Source organism: Constrictibacter sp. MBR-5 (genome assembly GCF_040549485.1).
Classification (GTDB): domain Bacteria; phylum Pseudomonadota; class Alphaproteobacteria; order JAJUGE01; family JAJUGE01; genus Constrictibacter.
This window is the reverse complement of record NZ_JBEPTK010000008.1, coordinates 1-23478: the sequence shown is the minus strand read 5'-3', so window position 1 is coordinate 23478 and position 23478 is coordinate 1. Positions and strand designations below refer to the sequence as shown.

18 protein-coding genes are annotated in these 23478 nt (G+C 68.5%); 3 read left to right on the top strand and 15 right to left on the bottom strand.

The features are described from left to right. Positions 1-7: 7 nt before the first annotated feature. From ABIE65_RS16720 to ABIE65_RS16700, 5 genes are all read right to left on the bottom strand, one after another. Complete coding sequence (locus ABIE65_RS16720; protein WP_354079201.1) at positions 8-769, bottom strand: LuxR C-terminal-related transcriptional regulator; 762 nt, start codon at positions 767-769, stop codon at positions 8-10. 333 nt (positions 770-1102) lie between these two features. Next, on the bottom strand, positions 1103-2104 hold the full coding sequence (galE, locus tag ABIE65_RS16715; protein ID WP_354079200.1) for a UDP-glucose 4-epimerase GalE: 1002 nt from the start codon (positions 2102-2104) through the stop codon (positions 1103-1105). 104 nt (positions 2105-2208) lie between these two features. Continuing rightward, positions 2209-2691 (bottom strand): hypothetical protein, encoded by a 483-nt coding sequence (locus tag ABIE65_RS16710; protein WP_354079198.1) that lies wholly within the window; start codon positions 2689-2691, stop codon positions 2209-2211. Then, positions 2669-3493: a hypothetical protein gene (locus ABIE65_RS16705; protein ID WP_354079196.1), complete on the bottom strand. Its 825-nt coding sequence runs from the start codon at positions 3491-3493 to the stop codon at positions 2669-2671. The genes ABIE65_RS16710 and ABIE65_RS16705 overlap by 23 nt, the downstream gene beginning before the upstream one ends. Before the next feature lie 112 nt (positions 3494-3605). Further along, entirely contained in the window at positions 3606-3887 is a 282-nt protein-coding gene (locus ABIE65_RS16700; protein ID WP_354079195.1) for an LPXTG cell wall anchor domain-containing protein, read from the bottom strand. 361 nt (positions 3888-4248) lie between these two features. Here ABIE65_RS16700 and ABIE65_RS16695 point away from each other — a divergent pair, with 361 nt between their 5' ends. Next, positions 4249-4947 carry a lytic transglycosylase domain-containing protein gene (locus tag ABIE65_RS16695; protein WP_354079193.1) on the top strand — a complete coding sequence of 233 codons (699 nt, stop codon included), beginning with the start codon at positions 4249-4251 and terminating at the stop codon, positions 4945-4947. A gap of 73 nt (positions 4948-5020) precedes the next feature. Here the strand turns inward: ABIE65_RS16695 and ABIE65_RS16690 are convergent, their stop codons facing one another. The 6 genes from ABIE65_RS16690 to ABIE65_RS16665 all read right to left on the bottom strand — a co-directional run bounded on the left by ABIE65_RS16690 (position 5021) and on the right by ABIE65_RS16665 (position 15658). Next, a complete protein-coding gene (locus ABIE65_RS16690; protein ID WP_354079191.1) occupies positions 5021-7531 on the bottom strand; it encodes a membrane-bound PQQ-dependent dehydrogenase, glucose/quinate/shikimate family in 2511 nt (836 codons plus the stop codon). Between the two features lie 138 nt (positions 7532-7669). After that, positions 7670-10933, bottom strand: coding sequence for an ATP-binding protein (locus ABIE65_RS16685; RefSeq protein ID WP_354079190.1), 3264 nt, complete (start codon positions 10931-10933; stop codon positions 7670-7672). A 247-nt stretch (positions 10934-11180) separates the two neighbouring features. Further along, a complete protein-coding gene (locus tag ABIE65_RS16680; protein ID WP_354079188.1) occupies positions 11181-12281 on the bottom strand; it encodes an ABC transporter ATP-binding protein in 1101 nt (366 codons plus the stop codon). Positions 12282-12357: 76 nt separating this feature from the next. Continuing rightward, positions 12358-13278: a carbohydrate ABC transporter permease gene (locus ABIE65_RS16675; protein WP_354079186.1), complete on the bottom strand. Its 921-nt coding sequence runs from the start codon at positions 13276-13278 to the stop codon at positions 12358-12360. Beyond that, positions 13278-14222, bottom strand: a complete 945-nt coding sequence (locus tag ABIE65_RS16670; protein ID WP_354079184.1) for a carbohydrate ABC transporter permease — start codon at positions 14220-14222, stop codon at positions 13278-13280. The genes ABIE65_RS16675 and ABIE65_RS16670 overlap by 1 nt, the downstream gene beginning before the upstream one ends. 92 nt (positions 14223-14314) lie before the next feature. Further along, entirely contained in the window at positions 14315-15658 is a 1344-nt protein-coding gene (locus ABIE65_RS16665; protein WP_354079182.1) for an ABC transporter substrate-binding protein, read from the bottom strand. 210 nt (positions 15659-15868) lie between these two features. Here ABIE65_RS16665 and ABIE65_RS16660 point away from each other — a divergent pair, with 210 nt between their 5' ends. After that, a complete protein-coding gene (locus ABIE65_RS16660; protein ID WP_354079181.1) occupies positions 15869-16084 on the top strand; it encodes a hypothetical protein in 216 nt (71 codons plus the stop codon). Between the two features lie 30 nt (positions 16085-16114). Here ABIE65_RS16660 and ABIE65_RS16655 read toward each other — a convergent pair whose 3' ends face one another. From ABIE65_RS16655 to ABIE65_RS16645, 3 genes are all read right to left on the bottom strand, one after another. Next, positions 16115-16708, bottom strand: a complete 594-nt coding sequence (locus ABIE65_RS16655) for a VUT family protein (protein ID WP_354079179.1) — start codon at positions 16706-16708, stop codon at positions 16115-16117. An 81-nt stretch (positions 16709-16789) separates the two neighbouring features. Further along, on the bottom strand, positions 16790-18049 hold the full coding sequence (locus tag ABIE65_RS16650) for a CinA family nicotinamide mononucleotide deamidase-related protein (protein ID WP_354079177.1): 1260 nt from the start codon (positions 18047-18049) through the stop codon (positions 16790-16792). 22 nt (positions 18050-18071) lie between these two features. Beyond that, positions 18072-19010 (bottom strand): LLM class flavin-dependent oxidoreductase, encoded by a 939-nt coding sequence (locus ABIE65_RS16645; RefSeq protein ID WP_354079176.1) that lies wholly within the window; start codon positions 19008-19010, stop codon positions 18072-18074. A 242-nt stretch (positions 19011-19252) separates the two neighbouring features. On the opposite strand from ABIE65_RS16645, the gene ABIE65_RS16640 reads away from it, so the two are divergent. Then, positions 19253-21691 carry an ABC transporter permease gene (locus ABIE65_RS16640; protein WP_354079174.1) on the top strand — a complete coding sequence of 813 codons (2439 nt, stop codon included), beginning with the start codon at positions 19253-19255 and terminating at the stop codon, positions 21689-21691. Between the two features lie 21 nt (positions 21692-21712). On the opposite strand, the gene pcaF is transcribed toward ABIE65_RS16640, so the two are convergent. Continuing rightward, the gene (pcaF, locus tag ABIE65_RS16635) at positions 21713-22915 is read right to left on the bottom strand and encodes a 3-oxoadipyl-CoA thiolase (RefSeq protein ID WP_354079172.1); all 1203 of its coding nucleotides are present in this window, start codon (positions 22913-22915) and stop codon (positions 21713-21715) included. Positions 22916-23478 lie beyond the last annotated feature (563 nt).

Here is a 23478-nt window from a genome sequence, read left to right as displayed (position 1 = left end):
GGTGGGTCTATTCTTCCGGCCGGAACAGATTGCGTGTCCTGAAGGCGACCTCGGTCCGATTGGTCGCCTTCAGCTTCTGCATGATGTTGCGGATATGAACTTTGACGGTGCTTTCGCTCATCGACAGTTCGTGCGCGATGATCTTGTTCGCCTTGCCCTGCTGGATCCGCTGGAGCACGGCCATCTGTCGCGGGGTAAACTGGTGGCCGTTCAGCGCCGTGCCATTGCTGGACCGCGTGAGCGAATAGTTCAGCAGGCTGTCAGCAGGGATGTAGGTTCCGCCGGCCTCCACGAGCCGCATCGCCTCGACTGCCACCTTCAGGCTGGCCGTGGCGGGGATGTAGCCCCGGATGCCGTGACCCAGCGCCTCGATCACCCGGTCTCCGCTGTCTTGGTCCGCGATCAGCACGACGGCGACGGAACCGAGCCGCTCGCGCAACTCGGTCAGGGCGCCCTCGATGGCGGGATCGCTCGCCCGCTTTCCGTGGGCGTTGAGCAACGCGATATGAACGGTTCCGTTTCGCAAGTCGTGCCGCGGTAGGTCGGCGACGCTGGCGCATCCGATGATGGAAGCCCCACCGTAGACGGTTCCCAGTGCGCCGATAGTGCATTCGCGGCTGAATGCGTTGTTGTCGATCAGAACCACCGAGAAGGTGGCTCGCGCCGCGTCTTCGCCCCCCATGCCCGTACCGTTCATGTTCGGTGTACCGAGCCCGACCACTGCGGCCGGCCCGGGCGATGCACCCTTGGTGTTGTGAGAATCCAACATGTTAGCCGCCCCTCCGTTTACTCCCGTACCGACGACCTTGCCTTGCTTCCCCAGGCGATCCTCACTCCCTCAAACGCCTATTTGTTAATAACAGATTAATACTAGAGCGAATTTAAACGCTATTATCTTATAGGCGTACGCAATAGCCATCGTGATAGAGATCACAGGTCGGACGTAACATCGTACGGTGCAAATAGCTCCCCGGCGGTGCCACATGCAGAGGCCGAAAAAGCTCTTTAGCCAAGAGAATCTTCGCCCTAGATAGCCTCCTCGTCATGCGTCAGCTTCCGATTATCACGCGTTACCGCGTGCGACGCTTCACGCCATTCTGCTTCACAATGGCGTGAAGACTTGCGCTAGGCGACTACTATGCCACGCCGCGGCGGATTGGACGATCTCCGAGAGTCCGGAGAACTGCGGTACCCATGCGAAGCGCGACCTGATGAGGTCGCCGCCCGCGATCAGGATGGCCGGGTCGCCGCGGCGCGGCTCGGCAGTCTCGTACGGCACAGGCTTGCCCACGACATCACGCACGGCCCCGAGGACATCCATGATCGACGCTCCCCTGCCGGTTCCGACATTGAGGGAGACGTCGGAACCGCCCGCGAGCAGGTGGCGGATGCCGGCGACATGCGCCGCGGCAAGGTCGGTGACGTGGACGAAATCCCTGATTGCGGTGCCGTCGGCGGTCGGATAGTGGCGGCCGAAGATGCGCAGCCGGTCGCCCCGGCCTAGTGCCGCCAGGATAGCCAGCGGCACCAGATGTGTTTCCGGCATATGCTCCTCGCCGATCTCGCCGTCTGGATCCGCTCCAGCCGCATTGAAATAGCGCAGGATGGCATAGCGGATACCGTATGCCCGTGCATGCCAGGCGATGGCGCGCTCGACCGCCAGTTTGGTCTCGCCGTAGGGGTTGCAGGGCTGCAGCGGATGGCTTTCGGCGACCGGCAGTTCAAGAGGCTCGCCATAGACCGCTGCCGTCGAGGAGAAGACGATGTTGCGGCAGTCGCTCTCGATCATGGCCCGCAGCAGTGCGAGCGACCCGCAGAGGTTTTCTTCATAGTAGCGATCAGGGGATTGCATCGATTCCGCAACGGACGTGCGGCCGGCCAAGTGGACCACGGTGTGCGGTCGGTGGACGCGGATCGTGCGGGCCAGCGCGTCCTCGTCGCGGCAGTCCGCCTGAACGAGGGGCCCCCACCGGACGGCCCAGCGATGCCCCGCGGAAAGATTGTCCAGGACCACCGGCTCGTACCCGGACATCGCCGCAGCTTTCGCAACATGCGATCCGATATATCCAGCGCCGCCGACGATCAAAACCGATCCGCTTCGCATATGACCCCACCAACTGTCTATTCAGTCGGAATTGGCTAACACGCGCGCGGGATTTCGTCGTTTCGGCCTATTGGATACAGTCTTTCGGCGGATCGGATGTGCTGTTAATTGGCGATCGTCATCTTCGGCCAATTCATTCCGGTAAGGTCGCAACCGGGCGATGCGACGATCGCAATCACGGGGCGCAGGACGCCGTTCATGTGCAGCGAGTGGGTCAACCGCGCATGATAATGGGCGACCCATGTCAGAAGGACCGGCTGTTCCGCATAGGCGGTGCCGTCGAAGATGAAGAGGATCGTGTCCTCCGGCTCCGCTTGGCTGCGAACGACGTCCCGCTGCCAGCCTTGCGGCACCACGTTCAGGGCCAGTAGTTCGCACGGCCCGGAAATGGCACGAACGGCACCGAGGTCGGCCAGTGAGGCCGACGGAATGACCGTGAAGCCCCTGGACTGTAGGAATGCCGCGAAGGTCTCCGAGACGATCGGCACGGGATAGGGGGGCGGCTTGCTCGGCAACAGGATTTTCAACGACAAGCCGATGCAGAGAAGCAGCAGCAACGCGGCTTCATGAATGCGCGCGGCGGTCATGGCGAATACCCTGGAAAGAGATCGCGACCATTGCACCGAGCGTGAGCCAGCCCGCGATCGCGCTGCCGACCCGACCGTGGACCGCGTCGTAGAATTGCGGTTCGAGCCCGACGAGCGCCATGCGCCCGACGTTTATGGCTATGACGGCGGCGGCGGAGAGGCTGCACCAGAACAGCGCTTTGGTCGCGTTGGCTTGGTTGCCAGCCCCCACGTTCACGAAGAGCGTCCAGCACAGGATGGCCAGGGATACGTTGGCGAGGGAGGAACAGCCGGGCGCGATCCAGATCGCACCGGTCCCGTCGGCGGTCTCGAAGACGTTCCCGTTTCGCTCTGTCCCTATCACGGCGCTGACGAGAAACGCGTCCGCCGAGAGGATGGAATCGCTCAACAGGGCGAAGAGGATCCTGCTCCAGAAGCATGGGATCGTAATCGCGAAGAGAATGACCGCGGCACGCCGTAGTGCTGACGAGGGTGCTGTCCGCTTGATGAAGTAGAGTGCGACGCCGCTGACCGTCACCCAGCTCACGACGTCCGAAGGAATGCACAGCATCGCGGCCGCGATCCAACCGCAAGCGATGTCCCACGCCCCTGCGGGCTCCCGCTGCGCCGTCCATGCCTGCGTGACGCACATGCAGGCTGCGATCCAGACGAGTGCACTGATTCCGAAGGTTCCGGCTATCCCGCCGGCGAGGCCGTCGGTTGCCACCGTGTCTACCACCCGGTTCAGTAGCCCGTTCGTGATACCGGCGGCGGCGAGGCCGCCGAGCAGCTTGCCCCGCGGCGGAAGCGTCGTGGCATGCATCGTCCCTTGCCTGGCAACGGGAACCGGCGCAAGTGACCAATGGCCATTTGCGCCGGTTCCCACAACCTCGTGGTGATAGGCAGTTGCCCCGGTGCCCGGGGCTCCGGGCGCGCTACTCCGCTGAAGCCTCGGCATGGCTCTCGGTGGCATTGCGGCGCCGGCGGCGCAGCAGGAGGTATGCCCCGCCGATCAGCAGGAGCGGGAGTCCGGCCCCGGCTATCGGCCCCGGCATGGGCTTCGGCTTCGGCCTCGGCCTCTCCGGACGCGGCCTCGAGACTGCGCTGAGAGCATTCGCGTTCGCCACGGACGGAAGCGAGACCGACTGGGCGAGCACTGGTGGCGCTGCGGCGGCGCCCAACATCGCGACGGCGAACATGGTGGCGAGCTTTCGCATCGTGTCCTCCCGAACGAAATAGAGGCGATACGCTCTCATCCATTGCAGCTCGGAGACATTCGGCCTTTGTTGGTAATGTTCTGCGCATTCCGACGTTGGACCAACAAATGGCTTATGCGCGCTATGTCGGGCGCATGATGATCGGCTCTCACTCAGTCTTTCCGTCGGCTAGTCGGCTCTCCTGGCGCCGCTGATTCTGTGGCACCTCGTCAAACGGGCGGGCGATGTCGAGGCCAGACTGCTGATGTCCTTGGGACGGATTTCGCGCGAGCCGACGGCAGCCCTTCTCGCTGCGTTCTTAGCGGCGTCTCCGACGCCATCCGCTGCGTCCGTTGCCGCCGAGACGCCGGTCCAAGGGACATTGGGCGCTTCTGCCGAGGTCGGCGCCGTCGTGGAGACATACTGCACCAGCGCCCGACGAGACGCCGACGCCGCCTACGAACTCGGATGGACGCTCCTCAACGGCGGGCAGATCGCGGCAGCCGCTTCGATCATGCAGGCGGCGGCGGACCTGGGCCACATGGGGGCCGCTGCGATTCTCCGGCGACTGCCGCAGCCGAGCGCCGCGCCGCTGTGCCATGAGGAAGACGAGGACCAGCCGGACGCTGAGACTCGTGCGGCGCCGGCGGCCATTCGCGGGCTCGTCGTCGACCAAGCGGACCGTCATGGGCTCGACCCGGAGCTGATCCTTGCGGTCATTTCGGCGGAGAGCGGCTTTCGTCCCAGAGCCGTTTCGCCACGAATGGCCGCCGGACTGATGCAACTCATGCCCGACACGGCGCGGCGGTTCGGCGTACGCGACGTGTTCGACGCAGCAGAGAACGTGGCCGGCGGTACCCGCTATCTCGCATGGCTGCTCGATCACTTCGGCGGCGACCTGTCACTGGCGCTCGCCGGATACAACGCGGGCGAGGGCGCCGTGAAGAAATACGGTGGAATCCCCCCTTACGCGGAGACGATCCGCTACGTTCGATCGGTCCAGGACGGCTACCGGCGCCGGCAGGGGCGGCGTACCGGCGCGCCGCCGGAGGAGAGCGTTTCCGGGGCTAGCGGCTTTTGATGAAGGAGGGAGCGTGGCTCCAGCGGGCTCCCCGGTGGTTGCCCAACCCGCCGAGCCTCGCGCTCCGCTGCCGCTACGAGGCTGGCAGGGCGTAGGCGATCACATAGTCCCCGGCCTTCGTGCCGAGCGACCCGTGCCCACCCGCGACGACCAGAACGTATTGGCGGCCGTCGGCGCCGAGATAGGTCATCGGCGTGGCTTGTCCGCCGGCCGGAAGCCGTGCCTCCCACAGCTGCTCGCCGTCGGTCACGTCGTACGCCCTGACATAATAGTCGATCGTCCCGGAGAGGAAGGCGACACCGCCTGCGGTCATGATGGGGCCGCCGAGGCTGGGCACGCCCATGCGGAGGGGCAGCGGGATGGGCGCGGCGTCGCGCACCGTGCCGTTCTTGTGCTGCCAGACGATCTCGCCGGTGGTCAGGTCCGCTGCCGAAACGTAGCCCCAAGGGGGTGCCGTGCAGGGAAGTCCGAGGACGGAGGTGAACGCGCTGAGTTGAACGGCGAAGGGCGCGCCAAAATTCTCGTTCAGTGCCGGAAGGCTGTTCTCCGGACGGTCGTCGCCCTGCACATAGAGGGTGGTGTCGTCCTGGCGGGGCACCAGACGCGAGACGAAGGCGAGATAGGCGGGCGTCGTGAAGGCGATCTGGCGGACGGGATCGACGGCGACGCTACCCCAGTTGAAGACGCCGAAATTTCCGGGGTGGATCAAGCTCCCTTGTGTTGAGGGCGGCGTGTACCGCCCATCATACCGCAGGCGATGGAAGGCGATCCGGCAGGCGAGTTGGTCGAACAGCGTCGCGCCCCACATGTCGCTGCCCTGCAGCGGCGGCGGATTGTAGGACAGCTCGGACACGGGCTGCGTGGCGGCCGTCCAATCGCCCGCAGCCGCCCCCTGCGGCGCTGGCACCTCCGTTACCGGCAGGATCGGCTCGCCGGTACGCCGGTCGAGCACGTAGATCTCGCCCTGCTTGGTCGGCTGGACCAGTGCCGGCACCGTCTCGCCGTTCATCGTCAGGTCGACAAGACTCGGCTGCGACGGTACGTCATAGTCCCAGAGGTCGTGGTGCACCGTCTGGAACACCCACCGCACCGCCCCTGTCTCGAGATCCAGGGCCACCACGGACGAGGAGAAGCGCTCCACCGCCTCGCCGCGATTGCCGCCCCACTGATCCGGCGGCTGGTTGCCGAGCGGCACATAGACCAGTCCGAGATCTTCGTCGACGCTCGATATCGACCAGCTGTTCGGCGAATTGGCCGTATAGGTTTCGCCGGGATCGATGGGCGCCGTTTCCTCCGGCTTGGCAGGATCCCAGTTCCAGACCAGCGCGCCTGTGTCGACGTCGAATGCCCGGATCACCCCCGACGGCTCGGTCGTGGAGACATTGTCCAGCACGGTGCCGCCGACGATGATCAGCCGGTCGGTGACGACCACCGGGGAGGTGGAGTAGTAGCCGCCCGGGTCGGCGTGGGGCATGTTCGCCCAGAGGTCGATCTGGCCGCGCCCGCCGCCGAAACTGCGGCAGACAGCGCCGCTCTCCGGATCCAGGGCGATAAGGCGGCCGTCGGCAGTGGGCATGAACAGCTTCGCCGGACAGTCTTCGACCACGGACGGGCCGTCCGCGGCGACGGGCAGGGTGATCGAGGAAGTGCGAATCTCATCATCCGGCGATGCTCCGGGGGAAGCCGGCGCGGCGACAGTGGGTGCAGCGGTCGCCGCGGCGGTGGCCGGCGCGTGATAGGACAGGCCGCGGCAGGTGAGGTGCTGGAGCGCCAGTTCGCCGCGGATTTCGGGGTTGTAGCGCCAGATCTCCTCGCCGTTTGTTGCGTCGAGCGCGATCACGAACTGGTGCGGCGTGCACAGGAACAACCGGTCGCCGATCTTCAGCGGCGTGACCTGGAACGTGGTCTCCACCGGGTCGCCCGGCTGGCCGCGCATATCGCCCGTCCGATAGGTCCAGGCGACCTCGAGGTCCCCCACGTTGCGGGGCGTGATCTGGTCGAGGGGCGAATAGCGCTGACCGTATCCGGTGCGACCGTAGGCGTGCCACTCGCCGTCGGGGACGGGGCGAGCCCCGAGCACCGGCTGTGGCGCATCGGGACCGAGCGCGGCGACCATACCCGCGACACGATGCCGATCGGTGAACCAGGAGGAGACGGCGACCACGAGTGCGAGCGCCAATACCGCTGCGAGCGGCAGCCCGCCTCCGCGCAACGCCGAGGCCGGGTGACGTGCCGGCACATTGCCGCCGGCGGTCAGGCCGCGCGTAACCCATGGCAAGAGGAGGAGGATACCGATGACGAAGACGATGCCGCCCCGCGCCGCCAGAGGCCACCAGTCGAGGCCCGCTTCCCATAGCGCCCAGGCGAGCGTCCCGAAGACGACCAGGGCGTAGACGCCGAGGGCCGAAGGGCGCCGTGCCAGCAGCAGGATGCCCGTCAGGAGAAGGCCCGCACCGGCCGCCGCATAGTACCATGACCCGCCGAGCGCGATCAGCCACGCGCCACCGCCGACCAGCGCCACCGCTGCGGCAATCAGCAGGCCGCCGATCGTGAAGAGTAGCCACGACCTTTTACCATCTGGCACTTCGCTTCTCCCGCTGAGGCTACCCGCGTGGATGTAAACGCGGGAAACCCATCCGGTTTCCTCGCGATCGCAAAACGTGTGGGTCGCTCTGTCGGCGGCCGCCCCTGTCCGGCGTGTTCTATCGCCTCGGGACCGGGCTCAATCCGCCGCAGCCTGGGGGCTGGAACTGGACCGCGCGAGCAGTTCGCGCACCTTGGCAGCGAGATCCTGCCGGCGGTAAGGCTTCGGGAGCAGCGGTCCCGGCAGTCCAGAGCCGTCGGCTGCGGCGAAGGCGGCCTCGGCGTAGCCGGAAGCGAACAGGACTGGAAGCTGTGGCCGCAGCGCCCGCACCTGCTCGGCCAACGCCCGCCCGTCGAGGCCGCCGGGCATCACCACATCGGTCAAGAGCAGATCGAAGGCCTCACCCCGCTCGACCAGCGCGAGAGCGAGCCGGCCGTTCTCCACCGCCGTCACGACGTAGCCCAGGTCGCGCAACTGCCGCATCGCGTGGGCTCGGACGAGTTCGTCGTCCTCCACCAGCAGGATCCGCTCGGCCGAACCGTGGATCGGGACGACATGACGTTGCGGCTGGTCCTTCTCCGCCGCCGCCGGCGCTTGCGGCAAATAGAGCAGCACGGCCGTTCCCGAACCCGGTTCGGAACGAATGTGCACATGCCCGCCCGATTGTTTGACGAAGCCGTAGACCATGCTCAGGCCGAGGCCGCTTCCCTTGCCGACGTCCTTCGTGGTGAAGAACGGCTCGAAGGCCCGCGCCACGGTCTCTGCGTTCATGCCGATCCCGGTGTCCGATACCGTAACGACGATGTAGCCTTCGGATACGCGATCGTCCTGCGGCGCGGCGATCACATCCTCCGGATCGGCATTCGCGGTCTCTATGACGAGGCGGCCGCCGGACGCCATGGCGTCGCGTGCATTGAGGCAGAGGTTCAGGACCGCATTCTCCAACTGGCTGGGGTCGACCATCGCGAGCCGGAGGCCGGGGGCGAGGTGGATCTCGACTTCGACATGCTCGCCGAGCGAGCGTCGCAGCAGATCCCCCATGCCGGCAATCAGGGCGTTCGCATCGATCGGCCTGGCATCGAGCCTCTGCCGCCGCGCGAAGGCGAGCAGCCGGTGAGTCAGGGCTGCGCCTCGCTCTGCCGACCTCCGGATCGCGGTTGCGAGATCGTGGGCGTCGCCAGTGGGCGGCAGTTGTTCCTCCAGCAGTTCAGCGCTTCCCAGGATCACCGTCAGAAGGTTGTTGAAATCATGCGCGACGCCACCGGTCAGCTGGCCGATCGCCTCGAGCTTCTGCGCCTGGCGCAGGCGGTCGTCCAGGTCGCGTAACGCCGTCACGTCCGTGGCGTTGCCGACCATCTGCGTGGCGCGTGAGGTCTCTTCGTGAATGACGAAGCCCTGGCCGACGACGGTCGCGTAGGAGCCGTCCGCCCGGCGCAGTCGGTATTCGTCGAGCCATGAACTGCCGTCGCCTCGCGCACGGGCCGCCTCCAGCCGCGCCGCTACGCGCGCCCGATCCTCGGGGTGTATCAGCGTCGTCAGTGCCGCCGAGCCGGGTGGAAGCGCGGAGGGGTCGTGGCCGTAGTCGGCTGCGAGCCGGTCGTTCCACCAGACGGTATCGGCATCAATGTTCCAGTCCCACACGAGATCGCTGGTGGCGCGCGCCAGGAGCCGGAACCGCTCGAGTGCGGTCTTCTCCGCCCCGAGCAGGCGCCGGCGATCGATGGCGATGGCGGCCGGCCGCGCGATGCTCTGTGCAAACGCGGCAACCGAGGCCGACAACATGTCCGCTGTGCCTGCCTTCCGGCCGACCGCGAGCGCACCGACGCAGGTGTCGTCGGGTGCGCGAAGGCCGACGCCCAGCAGCCTGCTGCCGGCTGCGTCGAGCGTGATCGAGAGCATGTGCGGGTCGGGCGAGCCGGCGATCCGGGCCGCCAGAGTGGGTTCGGTCAACACCGACCTCAAGGTAACGGAGCCGGATCGCGAATCCTGCATGTCTCCTCGCAGCGCGACGCACCGCAATCCGTCAGGTTCGTCGACCAGCCAAGCTGCGCCATGGTCGGCGCCGGCCACCGTCATCAGCGCGTCCAGTGCTGCGCTGAGGATGTGCTCTGGCTTCTCCTCTTCCATGCAGGCGCGCGACAGGCCGGCGAAGCTGGCGAGCGAGGTGCGCATGCCCACGATGGCACGGTCGAGCTTTGCGAGTTCCGCCACGCGCGTGACACTCGGCGGAGGGGCGCTGAAATCGAGTTCCGCCATTGCCTCGACCTCCTGCACGAAGCGTTCGACCGGCCTCGCGATCAGATTTCCTGCGGCCCAGGCGATCGGTACACCCAGCAGGATGGCGAAACCGAGGATCTGCAGGATGCGGGCCCGAACGGCGTCCGGACCCGCCGCCAGTTCGTGCACCGGCGCCGCCATCGCGAAGGCCATGCCGCTGGCCGCGAGCGGCATGATCATCGCGCGCCATGCACCACCCTCGGCATCGATGGTGCCGGAGAAGGCGACCGGAGACACGCGCCAGCGCGCCGCCAGCGCGGAAAGCACCGGCGAATCGATGAGACTGATATCCGGCAGCGGTGGTTCGGGCGTTGCGATGCCCGTCATCGGCTCGGGGGCCCGGTCTTCTGCATCCCCTTGCTCTGCGCCCTGGTGCTCGGCGACCGTCGCGGCGGCGGCGGCGAGCCGGGCGACGTCCGAATAGCCGACGACGCCGCCCCGTGCGTCGAACAGGGCTGCTTCGGTCGAAGGGGTTGGCCGCCCGAAAGGCAGGCCGCTCGACAAGGCCCAGAGCGACAGGTCGACGCCCGCTACGCCGCCGTGCGCGGCGCGGCGCGCAGCCGTAATGCCGGGTTCACGCGTGGTAAAAAATATGTAGGGAGCCGTGATCACCGTGGTGTCGGAGTCCCAGGCATCCCGGAACCAGGGCCGCGTGCGGGGATCGAAGTCGAAGGTCGCCGATGTGCGCCGTTCGATCACCGCCAGCGAGTGGTCGAGAAATTCAAAGCGTGCGCCGTCGCGCCCCGCCCATTGCACCAGCCAGCGTGCCTGTGCGGGCGCGGCGAGGCGCTCACTCTGCCTGCCGAGGGGCCGTAGCAGAACGAAGTCACCGTCTTCCCAGCCCACATAGGCCGCGGAGAGTTCGGGCGCCGCACGCAGTACCGTGGCCAGGAGAGGGATCCGCGCCACCCGCTCCGCCCGGGTTCGGGCGGTCATGATCGGATCGTGGGCCAGCGCGCCCGCGGCAGCCCGGGCGTGCTCCTCAAGTCGCCGCAGTTCCTGCAGTGAGAGATCCGCACTGCCGGCGAAGTCCGATGCGATGCTGTCCTCGACGAGCGTTCGCGCGGCACGGTCCGCGGTGAGGCCCAGCGCCAGGGCGACCGCCCCGAACAGGACGACGATCAACGCCCCGATCTGGAGGCGAAGGGGTATTCCGACAATGCGCCGAGTGCCGTCCCTCGTGACCCGCGCCTTTCTGCGTACCATCGCGCCGCCGTTCTCCCCCACGCCGCCGGGCCGCCGGAGCCGCGCGGCTATGCTAAGGGCGAACAGCAGGAAGTTCTACGCGGTAACATACTGCGGCAACGATGCGCCCGCCGGCCGCGGCTGCGAGAGGAGGGAGGCCGGCTTGCTGCCCAGGACCGCAGAGCCGCTACAGTACCTTGTCGGTCTCTGCATCGAGTAGGTGCATGTGGGACATCGCCGCCATGAGCGTCACGGGCTGCCCGGCTTCCGGCGCCATGGCCGGATCCAGGCGCGCGCACACCTCGGTTCCGTCGATTGTAAAATAGACCAGCGTTTCCATGCCCATCGGCTCGACCACGTCGGCCAGCGCGCTGAACTTGGCGCCATAGGCATCGTTGGCGAGCGTGCGCACCTCTGTCAGATGTTCGGGACGGATGCCGAACAGCAGCGACTTGCCCGCGTATGGCCGGTAGCACGCCGTACGCTCCGCCGGCACGGGCAGGAGGATGTCCGCCGAGAGCCGGACCGTCAGGGCATCGCCATGGGTTTCCAGCCGGCAGGGAACGAAGTTCATCGCTGGAGAGCCGATGAAGCCGGCGACGAACCGGGTGCGCGGCGTGTGGTACAGGTCGTTCGGCGTGCCGACCTGCTCGATGATGCCGTGGTTCATGACCACGACCCGGTCGGCCAGCGTCATGGCCTCGATCTGGTCGTGGGTAACGTAGACCGTCGTCACCGGCACTTTCTGGTGCACCCGCTTGATCTCAGTGCGCATCTGCACGCGCAGCTTCGCGTCGAGGTTCGACAGCGGCTCGTCGAAGAGGAAGACCTTCGGGTTGCGCACGATGGCGCGGCCCATGGCGACGCGCTGGCGCTGGCCCCCGGACAACTGCTTCGGCTTGCGGTCGAGCAATTCGGATATGTTCAGGATGCGGGCGGCCTCATCGACCCGGCGCTTGATCTCGTCCTTCGGGAAGCGCTTCAGGCGCAGCCCGAACGACATGTTCTCGTGCACCGTCATATGCGGGTAGAGCGCGTAGTTCTGGAACACCATCGCGATGTCGCGGTCCTTCGGCGGCACGTCGTTGACGACGGTGTCGCCAATCAGGATGTCGCCGCCGCTGATCTCCTCCAGGCCGGCGATCATGCGGAGCGTCGTGGACTTGCCGCAGCCGGACGGGCCGACCAGGACGACGAATTCCTGGTCGGCGATCTCGAGATCGATGCCGCGCACGGCCTCGACTTCATCGTAGCGCTTGACCACCTTGCGCAGCGTCACCTCGGACATCGGGTACTTCGCTCCCTGTTCGATCTCGTCGCGGGACGCCGGACATCGGCGCCCGGGTTCTTGTTCTTGTCGGGCGCTAGCCCTTCGTGGCTCCGGCGGTCAGGCCGGCGATGTAGTAGTCCATCAGGAAGGCGTAGATGATCAGCGGCGGCGCGGCACCCAGAAGCGCGCCCGTCATGATCTGGCCCCAGTTGAAGACGTCGCCCTTGATCAGCGTCGTGACGATGCCGACGGGCAGGACGAGCTGATCCGTCGAGGTCGTGAAGGCGAGCGGGTAGAGAAACTGCGCCCAGGAGACGGTGAAGGCGAAGATCGTCGCCGCGATGAGGCCCGGCAGTGCGACCGGGATGAATATCCGGGTCAGCGTCTGCATCCAGGTGGCGCCGTCGATCAGCGCCGCCTCGTCGAGCTCCTTCGGGATCGAGGCGAAGTAGCCGATCATGATCCAGGTGCAGAAGGGAACGGTCAGGGTCGGATAGAGGACCAGCAGCACCCACCAGTTGTTGATGAGCTGTATGCCCGTGTACTCGTTCACCATCGCGAATATCTTGAACAGCGGGATGAACAGCAGCGTTTCCGGGATGAGGTAGGTCAGGAAGACGCCGGTCGCGAGCGTCGCCGAGCCCCAGAAACGCATCCGCGAGAGGGCGAAGGCGGCGGGGACGCTGATCAGCATGGTGATCGTCACGACGAAGATCGAAACGACCGCCGAATTGCGGAAGAAGACGAGATACTCGCTGGAGCCCAGCAGCGCCGCGTAGTTCTCCAGCGTCGGGTAGAAGACCCACCAGGGGTTGGACGCCGCCGATATCTCCGCGCTGGTCTTCAACGACGTGATCAGCATGTAGATGGGCGGGATCAAAAAGAAGATCGCGAACAGCGTGAGGAAGAAGTAGGACCAGCGCAGCGCCCAGCGCCTGTCCCGGCTCATGCTGCCGTAACGGGGCTTGGCTGCGGGGGCCCGCGTGCCACTGGCCGTGGTAGATACGGTGGCCATCAGACTTCACTCCCCCGCTTTGTGATGTCGCGCAGGATGAACACGGCGGCGACAGCCAGGATCGGGACCATGAAGAGCGAGACGCTGGCGCCGAGCGGGATGTCGCCACTCTCGATTCCGACCAGGAAGGCCCAGGTGCCGAAGATGTGGGTCTGGTCGAGCGGACCGCCGGCGGTGAGGATGCGGACGATATCGAAGTTGGCGAAGGTCACGATCAGAGAGAACAGTGCAGTGATCGCGATGATGTTGCGCATCATCGGCAGCGTGACGTACCAGATCCGCTGCCACCAGTTGGCGCCGTCGATGGCGGCGGCCTCGTAGAGCTGGTCCGGGACCGACTTCAGCGACGCGAGATACATGATCATGAAGAACGGCGCGCCGATCCAGACGTTGACCAGGATGACCGAGAAGCGTGCCCAGGTCGCGTCGCCCGTCCACGGGATCGGGCCGATGTCGAACAGCGCCAGCACCCAGTTGAATGCGCTGTAGGACGGATCGAACAGCCACAGCCACGCCAGCGTGCTCATCGCCGGCGGGATCACCCACGGCACGAGCAGCATGCCGCGCCACTTGCGCTGGCCCTTGGCCGGTACGTTGTGCACGAAGTGCGCGACGATGAAGCCGATGATCGCTTTGAAGATCACGGCGGTGATCGCGAAGATGCAGGACTGCTGGACGACCATCCAGAAGGTCTCGCGCTTGAACAGGAACAGGAAGTTCCCAAAGCCGACGAAACGGGTCATCGACTTGTTCAGCGTCGCGAGGTGGACGGCGTAGAGAGCCGGGTAGAGGACCAGCAGGACGATCAACAGGATGAGCGGTAGCGTCATCAGGAAGGCGACCGTCGACTTGCGCTGCATCACGACGCGCAGCCGGCCGGTCTTGCGGGTCGGGGAGGCGAGGTGCGTACCCCCCACAGCAGGAGATGTCGTCACTTCGGCCATGTCAGGATCCGTGTCGCATGGGAGGGGCACCGAAATCAGCCGGCGCCGTCCCGCTCACCACGCGAGCGGGACGGTGCCGCCACAGCCTCAACTCAGATGCGCATGAAGCCTTCGACCTCGCTCTCGGCCCAGGCGAGCGTCTTCTCCATGTCCTCGCCCTGCAGGTGACGAACGACCATCTTGGTCTGGATCGCCTGAACGTAGATCTGCACGGCGATCTTGTGCGGCGCCGGTGCCGCGGCGATCGACAGTGTCTGGTGGTTGTGCGGATTGGGGTAGTGGTAGAGCGTTCCCTTCGGCGGCTCCGCGTTCGCCCAGACATCCAGGCTCGCTAGGTTGGCGAAGGCGGGGATGTCGTAGCCGGAACTGCCTTCGACCATCCGCTTCACGGCTTCCGGCTGGGACAGGTGGGTGAGGAGACTCTTGGCCGCGGACTTGTTCTTGCCGAACTCCCAGATGCCCCAGAAGTAGGGGAGGAACGGCCCGAAGCGCCCGTTCGGCCCCTTGGGCATCCCGTGTGTCCAGAGCTGGTTGGCGATCTCGGGCGCATCGCGCTTGGCCACCGCCCAGGCGCTCGGTGGGTTCATGATCGTCGCGCCCTTGCCGCTGACGAGCCACTTGTTGTTGGACGCATCGTCCCATGCCGGGGCGTCGGGCGGCAGGAACTGGCCGAGGCGCTTCATGTAATCGAGCGCCTGCCGCACCGGGTCCGACTTGACGGTGATGTCGCCCTTTGCGTCGACGAGCTGGGCGCCGAAGGAATGGAAGAAGGCACCGACCGAATCGACGGAGTCCGACGTTCCGCCGAGGCCGATCCCGAACGGGAAGCCCGCCTTGTGGCAGGCTTCGGCGGCCTTGAGGTAGGTTTCCAGGTTCCAGTCGTCGGCCTTCGGCGCCTCGCCGGCCGGATACATGGCCTGAATGTCGATACCGGCATGCTGCTTCAGCAGGTCAATCCGCGAGCACGGCCCCTTGGCTTGGCTGCCGACGGTCGCGGGGACGACGACCCAGCGGCCGTCGATCTTGCCGAGATATTCGACGGTGGCGTTGACGGCGCCGTTCTGCTCGATCAGCGGCTTCATGATGTCGTCGACCGGCTCGAGCAGTTCGGCGTGCTCCGCCGGAAGCCAAGTGGAGAAGGCGAGGATGTCGTGGCCGGAACGCGCCTGTGCCTCGGCGGCGGTCGTCAGGAGGATCTTGCGGCCCTGGGAGGTGATGAAGTCGATCGTGACGTCGACTTTCTCCTTCGCTGCCCATTCCTCGACGATCTTACGCGTCGCGTCGTTGGCGCCTGGGACCCAATGATCCCAGAAGCCGATCGACAGTGAACCGGCAGCCCTTGCACTGCGCACGTAAGGTGCAGCAATCGCCACCGCCGACAGGGCGGCGGTGTTTGCGATGAAGCGACGACGGGATACGCCTGTCTGGCCAGTCATGATCGTTTCCTCCTCCGCAACCGCGTCAATTTAGCTCTTCCTGCCAGTCGGCAGCCTGAGCAAACGGTCGTCTTTATTCGGCTTTTGCCGTTATGGAGGAAAGTGTAAGCGCCGTGGACGACGACCGTCTACAGCTATTCGCATCGCTGGACCGCGCACTATCGCATCGTCACTTCCGCTACCCGGCGTCCGGCCTTAGAAGACGGCCTCATGACCCTCGTCCCGACGCTCGTCCTGTTCGCCGCCGCCGCCACGGTATTCATGGTGGCGCGGCACTTTCACGAGAAGCCGTGGGAACCGGGCGCGCGATGGGGACCGCCCTGGCTGGCGATCATGTTCGTCGCGGCATTGGTGGCGCTGGTCGCGATCGCGCACCTGGTGTCGCTCGTTACCGGCACGCCGTTGCGCGGGCGCTTCGCGCCCTGAACGGATCAGGCCGATGGGAGCCGACGCTTCTCAGGAAGCGCGGGCGTCGCGCTGGCGAAGCAGCCAGATCACCGGGAGCGCGAGCACGACCATCCACGCCTTGCCGATCACCTGGCCGGGCAGATAGGCGAGGCTGCCAAAGGCGAGCCAGAGGAAGACGAGGCTGTCGACGACGAGGCCGACGAAGCTGCTGACGGCCACGGCTCTTACGAGGCCGCGCCGCTGCAGCGGTGTGAACACGGCGAGATCGGCGATCTCCGACAGCAGGAATGCGGCCGTCGACGCCACGACCAGTGCGGCAGGCGCAAAGGCGGCGGAAAGCGCGGCGCCGGCGCCGATGGCTCCGAGTGCCCAGGCGACGCCGAGGCGTCGTTGTACGAGGTCGCGCAGGACGAGGGCGAGGCCGATGGCCAGTACCCCGCTGGGCGCCATGACGCCTGGCGCAACCGGTACCAGGCAGGGACCCTGCGGCACGCAGACCGTCCCGATGCTCTGGATCAGCCAGTTGGCGAGCGGTACGCAGAGGCCGAAACCGACCAGACAGACGTAGCCTTCGATGCGGCGGCTGCGGTCACGGGTACAGACGTCCATGCGGCAATACTGCTTCGGGTGCCGAACCGTCACGTCGGCTCCGGCGGTATGTGCCTGAGACATCGCGCCTGTTCAACGCCGGTGCGCCGAAGGTGGAGCGCCGCCGATCTTCCGTCAGCGCTTCTCAAAGTCGATCCGCTCGTCGACCGGCAGGCCGAGCAGGTGGCGGCGCAGGCAGTCGAGGCCCATCTCGCCCGCTCCCATGCGCACCCAGTCGCGGCCGCCGAGCAGCCGTGCCCGGCGCGTGACCGTGCCATCGGCATCGGCGATGCCGATGCAGATGTCGCCGCCGAGTTCGGTACGGTCATCGCCGGAATCGACCGTGATCAGGACGGCGAGACCGTGGCTGGCGCCGCTCGTTTCGCAGAGCGCGCGGGCAACCGCTGCGGCCGTCTCGACAGAGACGGCCGCCTCTCCGGCAAGGCCGAGGGCGGCGGCGATCTCGCGCGTGTCGCGCGAGACGATGCCGCGGCGGAAGACGCCTTCGGCGGCCGGCAGCGGTGCGAGGCGCGAGGCGATATTGCCGCTGGTGAACGTCTCGGCCAGCGCCAGCGAACCGCCGCGCTCGGCCAGCGCCGCCAGGACGACGCCCTCCAGCGTCTCGTTGTCCTCGCACAGGATGAAGGCGCCGAGCCGGCTACGCACCTCCGCCTCGACCGGTGCGAGGATCCGGTCGAGTTCGGCGGCGGTCGCGGCACGCGCCGCGAGCTTCGTCTCGAGCTGCGGATAATGCGACTGGAACCCGAGCTTCACCGAGCCGTCGGCGAAGGCTGGGATGCCGCTGAGCATCTCGTCGGCCCGCGACTCGCCGATGCCGAAGGAGTGGAAGCGCTTCAGGCGCGTCACGCTCTGCAGGCCGCTCATCTTCAGCAGGCGCGGCAGCACCTGTTCATCGATCATGCGGCGCATCTCGCGCGGGACGCCTGGCGTGAACATGAAGCGTGCCTTGCCGAGCGTGACGGCGAAGCCGCAGGCCGTGCCGATGGGGTTGTCGATCAACTCGGCCCCCGCCGGCAGCATCGCCTGCTTCACGTTGTTGGGCGGCATGACGCGGCCGCGCTGGCGATAGCGCTCCTCCATCCGGGCGAACCAGGCTTCGTTCAGCACCAGCTCGACCCCGGCCGCCTGGGCCGCCACTTCCTGCGACAGGTCGTCGACGGTCGGGCCGAGGCCGCCGTTGACGATGACGGCGTCGGCCCGTTCGGCCGCCTGACGGAAGGCGGTCAGCAGGCTCTCGCGGTCGTCGCCGACGGTGGTACCCCAGGTGACGTTCAGCCCGACCTCGACCAGCCGCCGGGCGATGTGGCTGTAGTTGGTGTTGATGGTCTTGCCGGTCAGGATCTCGTCGCCGGTGCAGAGGATCTCGATGCGCATGGGTGTCCTTCTCCAACCCGGCTCAGCGGCCGAGATCCGCGCCGATGCCGGCGAGCAGTTCGAGGTGGCGTTCATGATCGCCTGCGAAGCGCAGCACGAAATGGCTGACACCGACGGCGGCATAGTCGGCGAGCCACTGCCTCGCGCCTTCGAGCGGACCGCCATAGCTCGGCTGGCGCTTGCGCATGAGGGCAGCGGGCTGGCCGTAGTAGCTTTCCAGGAAGGCGTCGATCCGGCGAGTCGCACGCTCGGCATCGTCGTCGATGGCGATGGTGAGATAGGTGGCTGCGGTCATGGCCGACGGGTCCCGGCCGTTTTCGCGCGCGACCGCCTGCATGCGCTGCCACATGTCGGCGACCCTTGCCGGATCCGGTCCGTTCGGGAACCAGCCGTCGAAATGCTTGCCGACCCGCTCGACCGAGGCTTCTGCGGCACCGCCGATCCAGATGGGCGGCCCACCTGGCCGATGGGGGACGGGCCCGAGGGTGCCGTGCTTGACCGTCCAGCGGCCCTGCCAATCGACCGGCTCGCCGGTCCAGAGGGCTCGACAGAGGCGCAGGCCTTCCAGCATGCGGCCGACGCGCTTCTCGAACGGCACGCCCGCGGCTTCGAACTCGTCGCGGATGTTCGGCACGTCTGTGGCGATGCCGACGCCGAGGATGACGCGGCCCTCGGCCACCTGGTCCAGGGTTGCGACCTGGTGCGCCAACACCACTGGGTTGCGCAGCGCCGGGAGGAGCACCGCCGTGCCGAGCTCGACCCGCTTCGTTCGGCCGGCGACGCCTGCGAGCAGGGTGATCGGCTCGTGCCGTGGCCGGGCGAGGAGGGAGTCGCCCACCCAGACCGAATCGTAGCCGAGCGTCTCGGCGCGCTCGGCCAGCGCCAGCAGCGGCGCCGCCGCCGGATGGCCCTCCATAACGCTCTCGCGGGTCGGCAGCAGGTAACCGATGCGCGGGGCCATGGCGTCTTCTCCGGTGGCTTCTGTGGATGCTGACGGAAATTGGCGAGCCGATCCGATACGGGACGGCCGCGCAGTGTTATCCCTTGCGGCGACGGCGTTGCCAACCGCCGTAACGGCGGACGGCGTTCGGCCGAGGGAGTGACGGCATTCTCACGAGGTCCATTCGTCTGGCCATCACCGTCGCGCTGCGCGATCTGCGCGGCGCCGCCGGCAGCCTGTATACGCTGGTCGCGGGCATCGCCGTGGGCGTCGCGGTCATCGCGGCGTTCGGGTCGCTGGCCGGGATAGTATCCGACGATGTGCGCGACGGGGCGCGCGCCGCGGTCGGTGGCGACGTCTCGCTCCGCCTCTTCCACGAGCCGGCGGACATCGAACAGCGCGCCTTCCTCGAAACGGCGGCGGCGTACAGCGAGGTCGCGGAGCTGCGGGTTCCGGCGCGCCGCGTGGACGGCAATGCCGCGACGCTCGTCGAACTGAAAGCGGTCGACGAGCGCTATCCGCTGTACGGTACGGTGGTGCTGGAGCCGCCGCAGCCGCTCGATGCCGCCCTGGGGCGCCGCGGCGGCGTCTGGGGGGCGGCGGCGGATCCGGCGCTGCTGGAGGCGCTCGGGCTGGCGCCGGGAGATCCGCTGCAGATCGGGCCGCTGAAGGTGGCGGTCCGGGCGCGGCTGGTGGCCGAGCCGGGACGGGGCGTGCAGGGCTTCGCCCTCGGTCCGCGGGTGCTGGTCGCGCGGGCGGCGTTGGACGGGACCGACCTCGCCGCACCGGGGTCGCCGGTCTACTGGTACAATCTCGTCCGGCTGGCACCCGGGGCCGATTCGGGCGCCTGGGTCGTGGAGGCCGAGCGGCGCTTCCCCGACGCGGGCTGGCGGATCGTCGAGGCGGCCGACGGCCCGCCCGGCCTGGAGCGGGTCGTCCAGATCGGGCGGGTGCTGCTGCTGCTCGGCGGCGTGTCGGTGCTGCTGATCGGCGGCGCCGGCGTGGCGGCGGCGGTCACCGCGCATCTGGCGCGCCGGACCGAGACGGTGGCCGTTCTCAAATGCCTCGGCGCCACGGAGGGGCTGGTCGCCGGCGTCTACTTCGCGCAGGTGATGCTCGCAGCGGCCCTCGGCGTGGCGGTGGGACTGGTCGTCGGCGCTGCGGCGCCCGCGGTCCTCGGCCGGCTGTGGCCGGCGGCGCTGCCCTTCGTCGCCGGTGCCTCGGTGCAGCCCGCGGCGCTCGCGACCGCGGCGGCGTTCGGGCTCGTCACCGCCGCCGCGTTCGCGCTCTGCTCGCTCGGCCGCGTTCGCGGGATCGGGCCGCAGCGGCTCTTCCGCGACCTGGCGGCGCCCGTCCGGGGCGGGCGCCTGCGCCGGGCGGCCCTCGTCGCGGCCGCGGCGCTCCTGCTCGTCGGCCTGCTGTTCGCGACGACCGCGATGCCGCTCCTCGCGTCGCTCTTCGCCGCCGCGGCCGGCCTCGCGGTGGCGGCCTTCCTGCTGCTCGGCCGGCTGGTGGCCTGGGCGGCAGGGCGGTGCGCGCGCCGGGGGCCGCCGCTGATGCGGCTGGCGCTGAACGGCCTGTCGCGGCCGGGGGCCGTGACGGTGCCCGTGGTGACCGTGCTGGGCCTGTGCCTCACGCTCCTGGTCGCGGTGAAGACCATCGAGGACAACGCGCTGCACCACCTGGACGAGACGGTGCCGCAGGACGCGCCCGACCTCGCCTTCCTGAACCTGTCGCCGCACGAAGGCCCGGCGTTCGCGGCCCTGGTGCGGCGGGTCGCACCGGGGAGCCGCGTCGAGCGGCGGCCGTTCCTGCACGCCCGGCTCACGCATCTCGGTGCCCGGCCGCTGCTGCGCGAGGCGGTGCCGCGCGACGTCGCCTGGGCGGTGCGCGGCGACCGCGGCGTGTCCTGGGCGGCCGCGCCGCCGCCGGGCGCCGCGATCGTCGAGGGCGGCTGGTGGCCGGCCGACCATGCCGGGCCGCAGCTGGTCTCGGTCGACGCGGCGGTGGCGCGGCGGCTGGGCATCGCGGTCGGCGACACGATCGCGCTGAACCATCGCGGCCGGCGCCTGACGGCCACCGTGGCCAACCTGCGGCGCATCGACTGGTCGCGGCTGCGCCTCGATTTCCCCTTCCTGCTCTCGCCGCCGGCCGCGCCGCCCGACCATCGCGAGATCGCCGCTGCCTGGACCAGCGGCCCGGCGGAGACCGCGGCGCTCGAGGCCGCGGTCGGCGCGGCGTTCCCCGCGGTCGCGACGGTGCGCGTCGGCCCCGTGCTGGAGCGGCTGCGCGGCGCGCTGCTGGCCGCCTCGCGGCCGCTGGCGCTGATCGCCGGTGCGGCGGTCGCCGCCGCCGTCGCGGTGATCGCCGGCAGCCTCGCCGCGACCCACCGGCGGCGGCTGCGCGAGCTCGTCCTGCTCAAGGTCGTCGGCGCCCGGCCGCGCCAGCTCATGCTCGCCGGCATGCTCGAGCTGGCGCTGCTCGGGCTGGTCACGGCCGCCGTCGCAACGCTGCTCGGCACCCTGGCGGCGCATGCGGTGGTCGTCCGCATCGCGCCGGACGGCTGGCTGTTCCGGCCGGCGGTGCCGCTGACGGTGGCGGCCGTGGCGACCGCCGGCATGGCGCTCGCGGGCCTGTGGCTGCCGCGCCGGGCGCTGGCGGCGCGGCCGGCGGAATTCCTGCGCGGAGAACCGGCGGGCTGACCCGCCGGCTCCCGCCCCGTCTCACACCAGTTCGATCAAGGCCGCGATGCCCTGGCCGACGCCGATGCACATGGTGGCGATGGCGCGCTTGCCGCCGTGCGTCTCCAGCGCGCTGACCGCCGTGAGTGCCAGCCGCGCGCCCGAGGCGCCGAGCGGGTGGCCGAGGGCGATGGCGCCGCCGTGCGGGTTCACGTGATCGGCGTCCTCGGGCAGGCCGAGCTGGCGGAGCACCGCGATGCCCTGGGCGGCGAAGGCCTCGTTCAGCTCGATGATGTCGACGTCCTTCAGCGTCAGGCCGGTCTTGGCCAGCAGCTTCTGGACCGCCGGGGCTGGGCCGATGCCCATCAGCCGCGGCTCGACGCCGGCGGTGGCCATCGCGACGACCCGCGCCCGCGGCGTCAGCCCGTGGCGCTTCAGGCCGGCCTCGCTCGCCAGCAGCAGGGCGGCGGCCCCGTCGTTGACGCCCGACGCGTTGCCGGCGGTCACGGTGCCCGGGTTGCGGAACGGCGTCTTCAGCTTGGCCAGCATCTCCATCGTCGTGTCGCCGCGCGGATGCTCGTCGGTGTCGACCACCGTGTCGCCCTTGCGGCCCTTGATGGTGACCGGCGCGATCTCCTTGGCGAAGAAGCCGCTCTCCTGCGCCGCCTTGGCCCGCATCTGGCTGCGGTAGGCGAAGGCGTCCTGGTCGGCGCGCGACACCTGGAAGGCCTCGGCGACGTTCTCGCCGGTCTCCGGCATCGAGTCCGTGCCGTACTGCGCCTTCATCAGGCCGTTGACGAAGCGCCAGCCGATCGTCGTGTCGTAGATGTCGGCCTGGCGCGCGAAGGCCTGGTCCGCCTTGCCCATCACGAAGGGGGCCCGCGTCATGCTCTCCACGCCGCCGGCCAGCATCAGGTCGGCCTCGCCGGTCCTGATCGCCCGCGCCGCGGTGCCGACCGCGTCGAGGCCCGAGCCGCAGAGCCGGTTGACCGTTGCCCCCGGCACCTCGACCGGAAAGCCGGCCAGCAGGGTCGCCATGCGCGCCACGTTGCGGTTGTCCTCGCCCGCCTGGTTGGCGCAGCCCATGTAGCAGTCGTCCAGCGCGGCCCAGTCGACCTGGGTGTTGCGCTCGCGCAGCACGCGCAGCGGGTGGGCGGCCAGGTCGTCGGCCCGCACGTCCTTCAGGGCGCCCGCATAGCGGCCGATCGGCGTGCGCGCGAAATCGCAGATATAGGCGTCGGTCATGGCGGGTCTGCTCCTCGGTTCCGTGTTCTTGCTTCGGCCGGGAGCCTGGGAGGCCGCCCGGTGCCGAGGGCAATGAAGCCGGAACCGCGGGGCCTGTCCAGCGCGCGCTTGGCCGCGGGGGGTGGCTCCTTTCTCGATCGAATGTGTGGGCCGTCTCCTTCCGCACTTTCCCGGACGCGGCGCGCCAGCGCCGCGTCCGGGACCAGGGGGGGCGCTGCGTGCGGAGAGGTTTTCCGGGCGGCCCCTGGGTCCGGCGCTCCGCTGCGCTGCGGGCGGGAAGGTGTTGAGGGGGGCGGCCTTTCGTTTTGCCCATCACCCCGGGCGCTCCCATGCGGGGTCCCAGCCGTGGAGGTCGGACTGGCCGCCGCGGACCAGGGGGTCGGGGTGGCGAGCCCAGGACGGGGCGGTGGGGTTGAGCGCGACGGGCGGGGCGATGCTGCGGAGGTAGGCGAGTTCGGCTTCGAGGTCGTCCTCGGGGTCGGGCCCGGGGGGGGGGGGGGGGGGGGGGCGGCCCGGGGGGCGCGTTGGTGTGGGGGGGGGCGCCCCCCCCCCCCCCCCCGGGG

Excerpts from the sequence above, each read along its gene's own strand:
- ABIE65_RS16720 (WP_354079201.1), bottom strand. The coding sequence starts at position 769 with ATGTTGGATTCTCACAACACCAAGGGTGCATCGCCCGGGCCGGCCGCA.
- galE (WP_354079200.1), bottom strand. The coding sequence starts at position 2,104 with ATGCGAAGCGGATCGGTTTTGATCGTCGGCGGCGCTGGATATATCGGA.
- ABIE65_RS16710 (WP_354079198.1), bottom strand. The coding sequence starts at position 2,691 with ATGACCGCCGCGCGCATTCATGAAGCCGCGTTGCTGCTGCTTCTCTGC.
- ABIE65_RS16705 (WP_354079196.1), bottom strand. The coding sequence starts at position 3,493 with ATGCATGCCACGACGCTTCCGCCGCGGGGCAAGCTGCTCGGCGGCCTC.
- ABIE65_RS16700 (WP_354079195.1), bottom strand. The coding sequence starts at position 3,887 with ATGCGAAAGCTCGCCACCATGTTCGCCGTCGCGATGTTGGGCGCCGCC.
- ABIE65_RS16680 (WP_354079188.1), bottom strand. The coding sequence starts at position 12,281 with ATGTCCGAGGTGACGCTGCGCAAGGTGGTCAAGCGCTACGATGAAGTC.
- ABIE65_RS16675 (WP_354079186.1), bottom strand. The coding sequence starts at position 13,278 with ATGGCCACCGTATCTACCACGGCCAGTGGCACGCGGGCCCCCGCAGCC.
- ABIE65_RS16670 (WP_354079184.1), bottom strand. The coding sequence starts at position 14,222 with ATGGCCGAAGTGACGACATCTCCTGCTGTGGGGGGTACGCACCTCGCC.
- ABIE65_RS16665 (WP_354079182.1), bottom strand. The coding sequence starts at position 15,658 with ATGACTGGCCAGACAGGCGTATCCCGTCGTCGCTTCATCGCAAACACC.
- ABIE65_RS16660 (WP_354079181.1), top strand. The coding sequence starts at position 15,869 with ATGACCCTCGTCCCGACGCTCGTCCTGTTCGCCGCCGCCGCCACGGTA.
- ABIE65_RS16650 (WP_354079177.1), bottom strand. The coding sequence starts at position 18,049 with ATGCGCATCGAGATCCTCTGCACCGGCGACGAGATCCTGACCGGCAAG.
- ABIE65_RS16645 (WP_354079176.1), bottom strand. The coding sequence starts at position 19,010 with ATGGCCCCGCGCATCGGTTACCTGCTGCCGACCCGCGAGAGCGTTATG.
- pcaF (WP_354079172.1), bottom strand. The coding sequence starts at position 22,915 with ATGACCGACGCCTATATCTGCGATTTCGCGCGCACGCCGATCGGCCGC.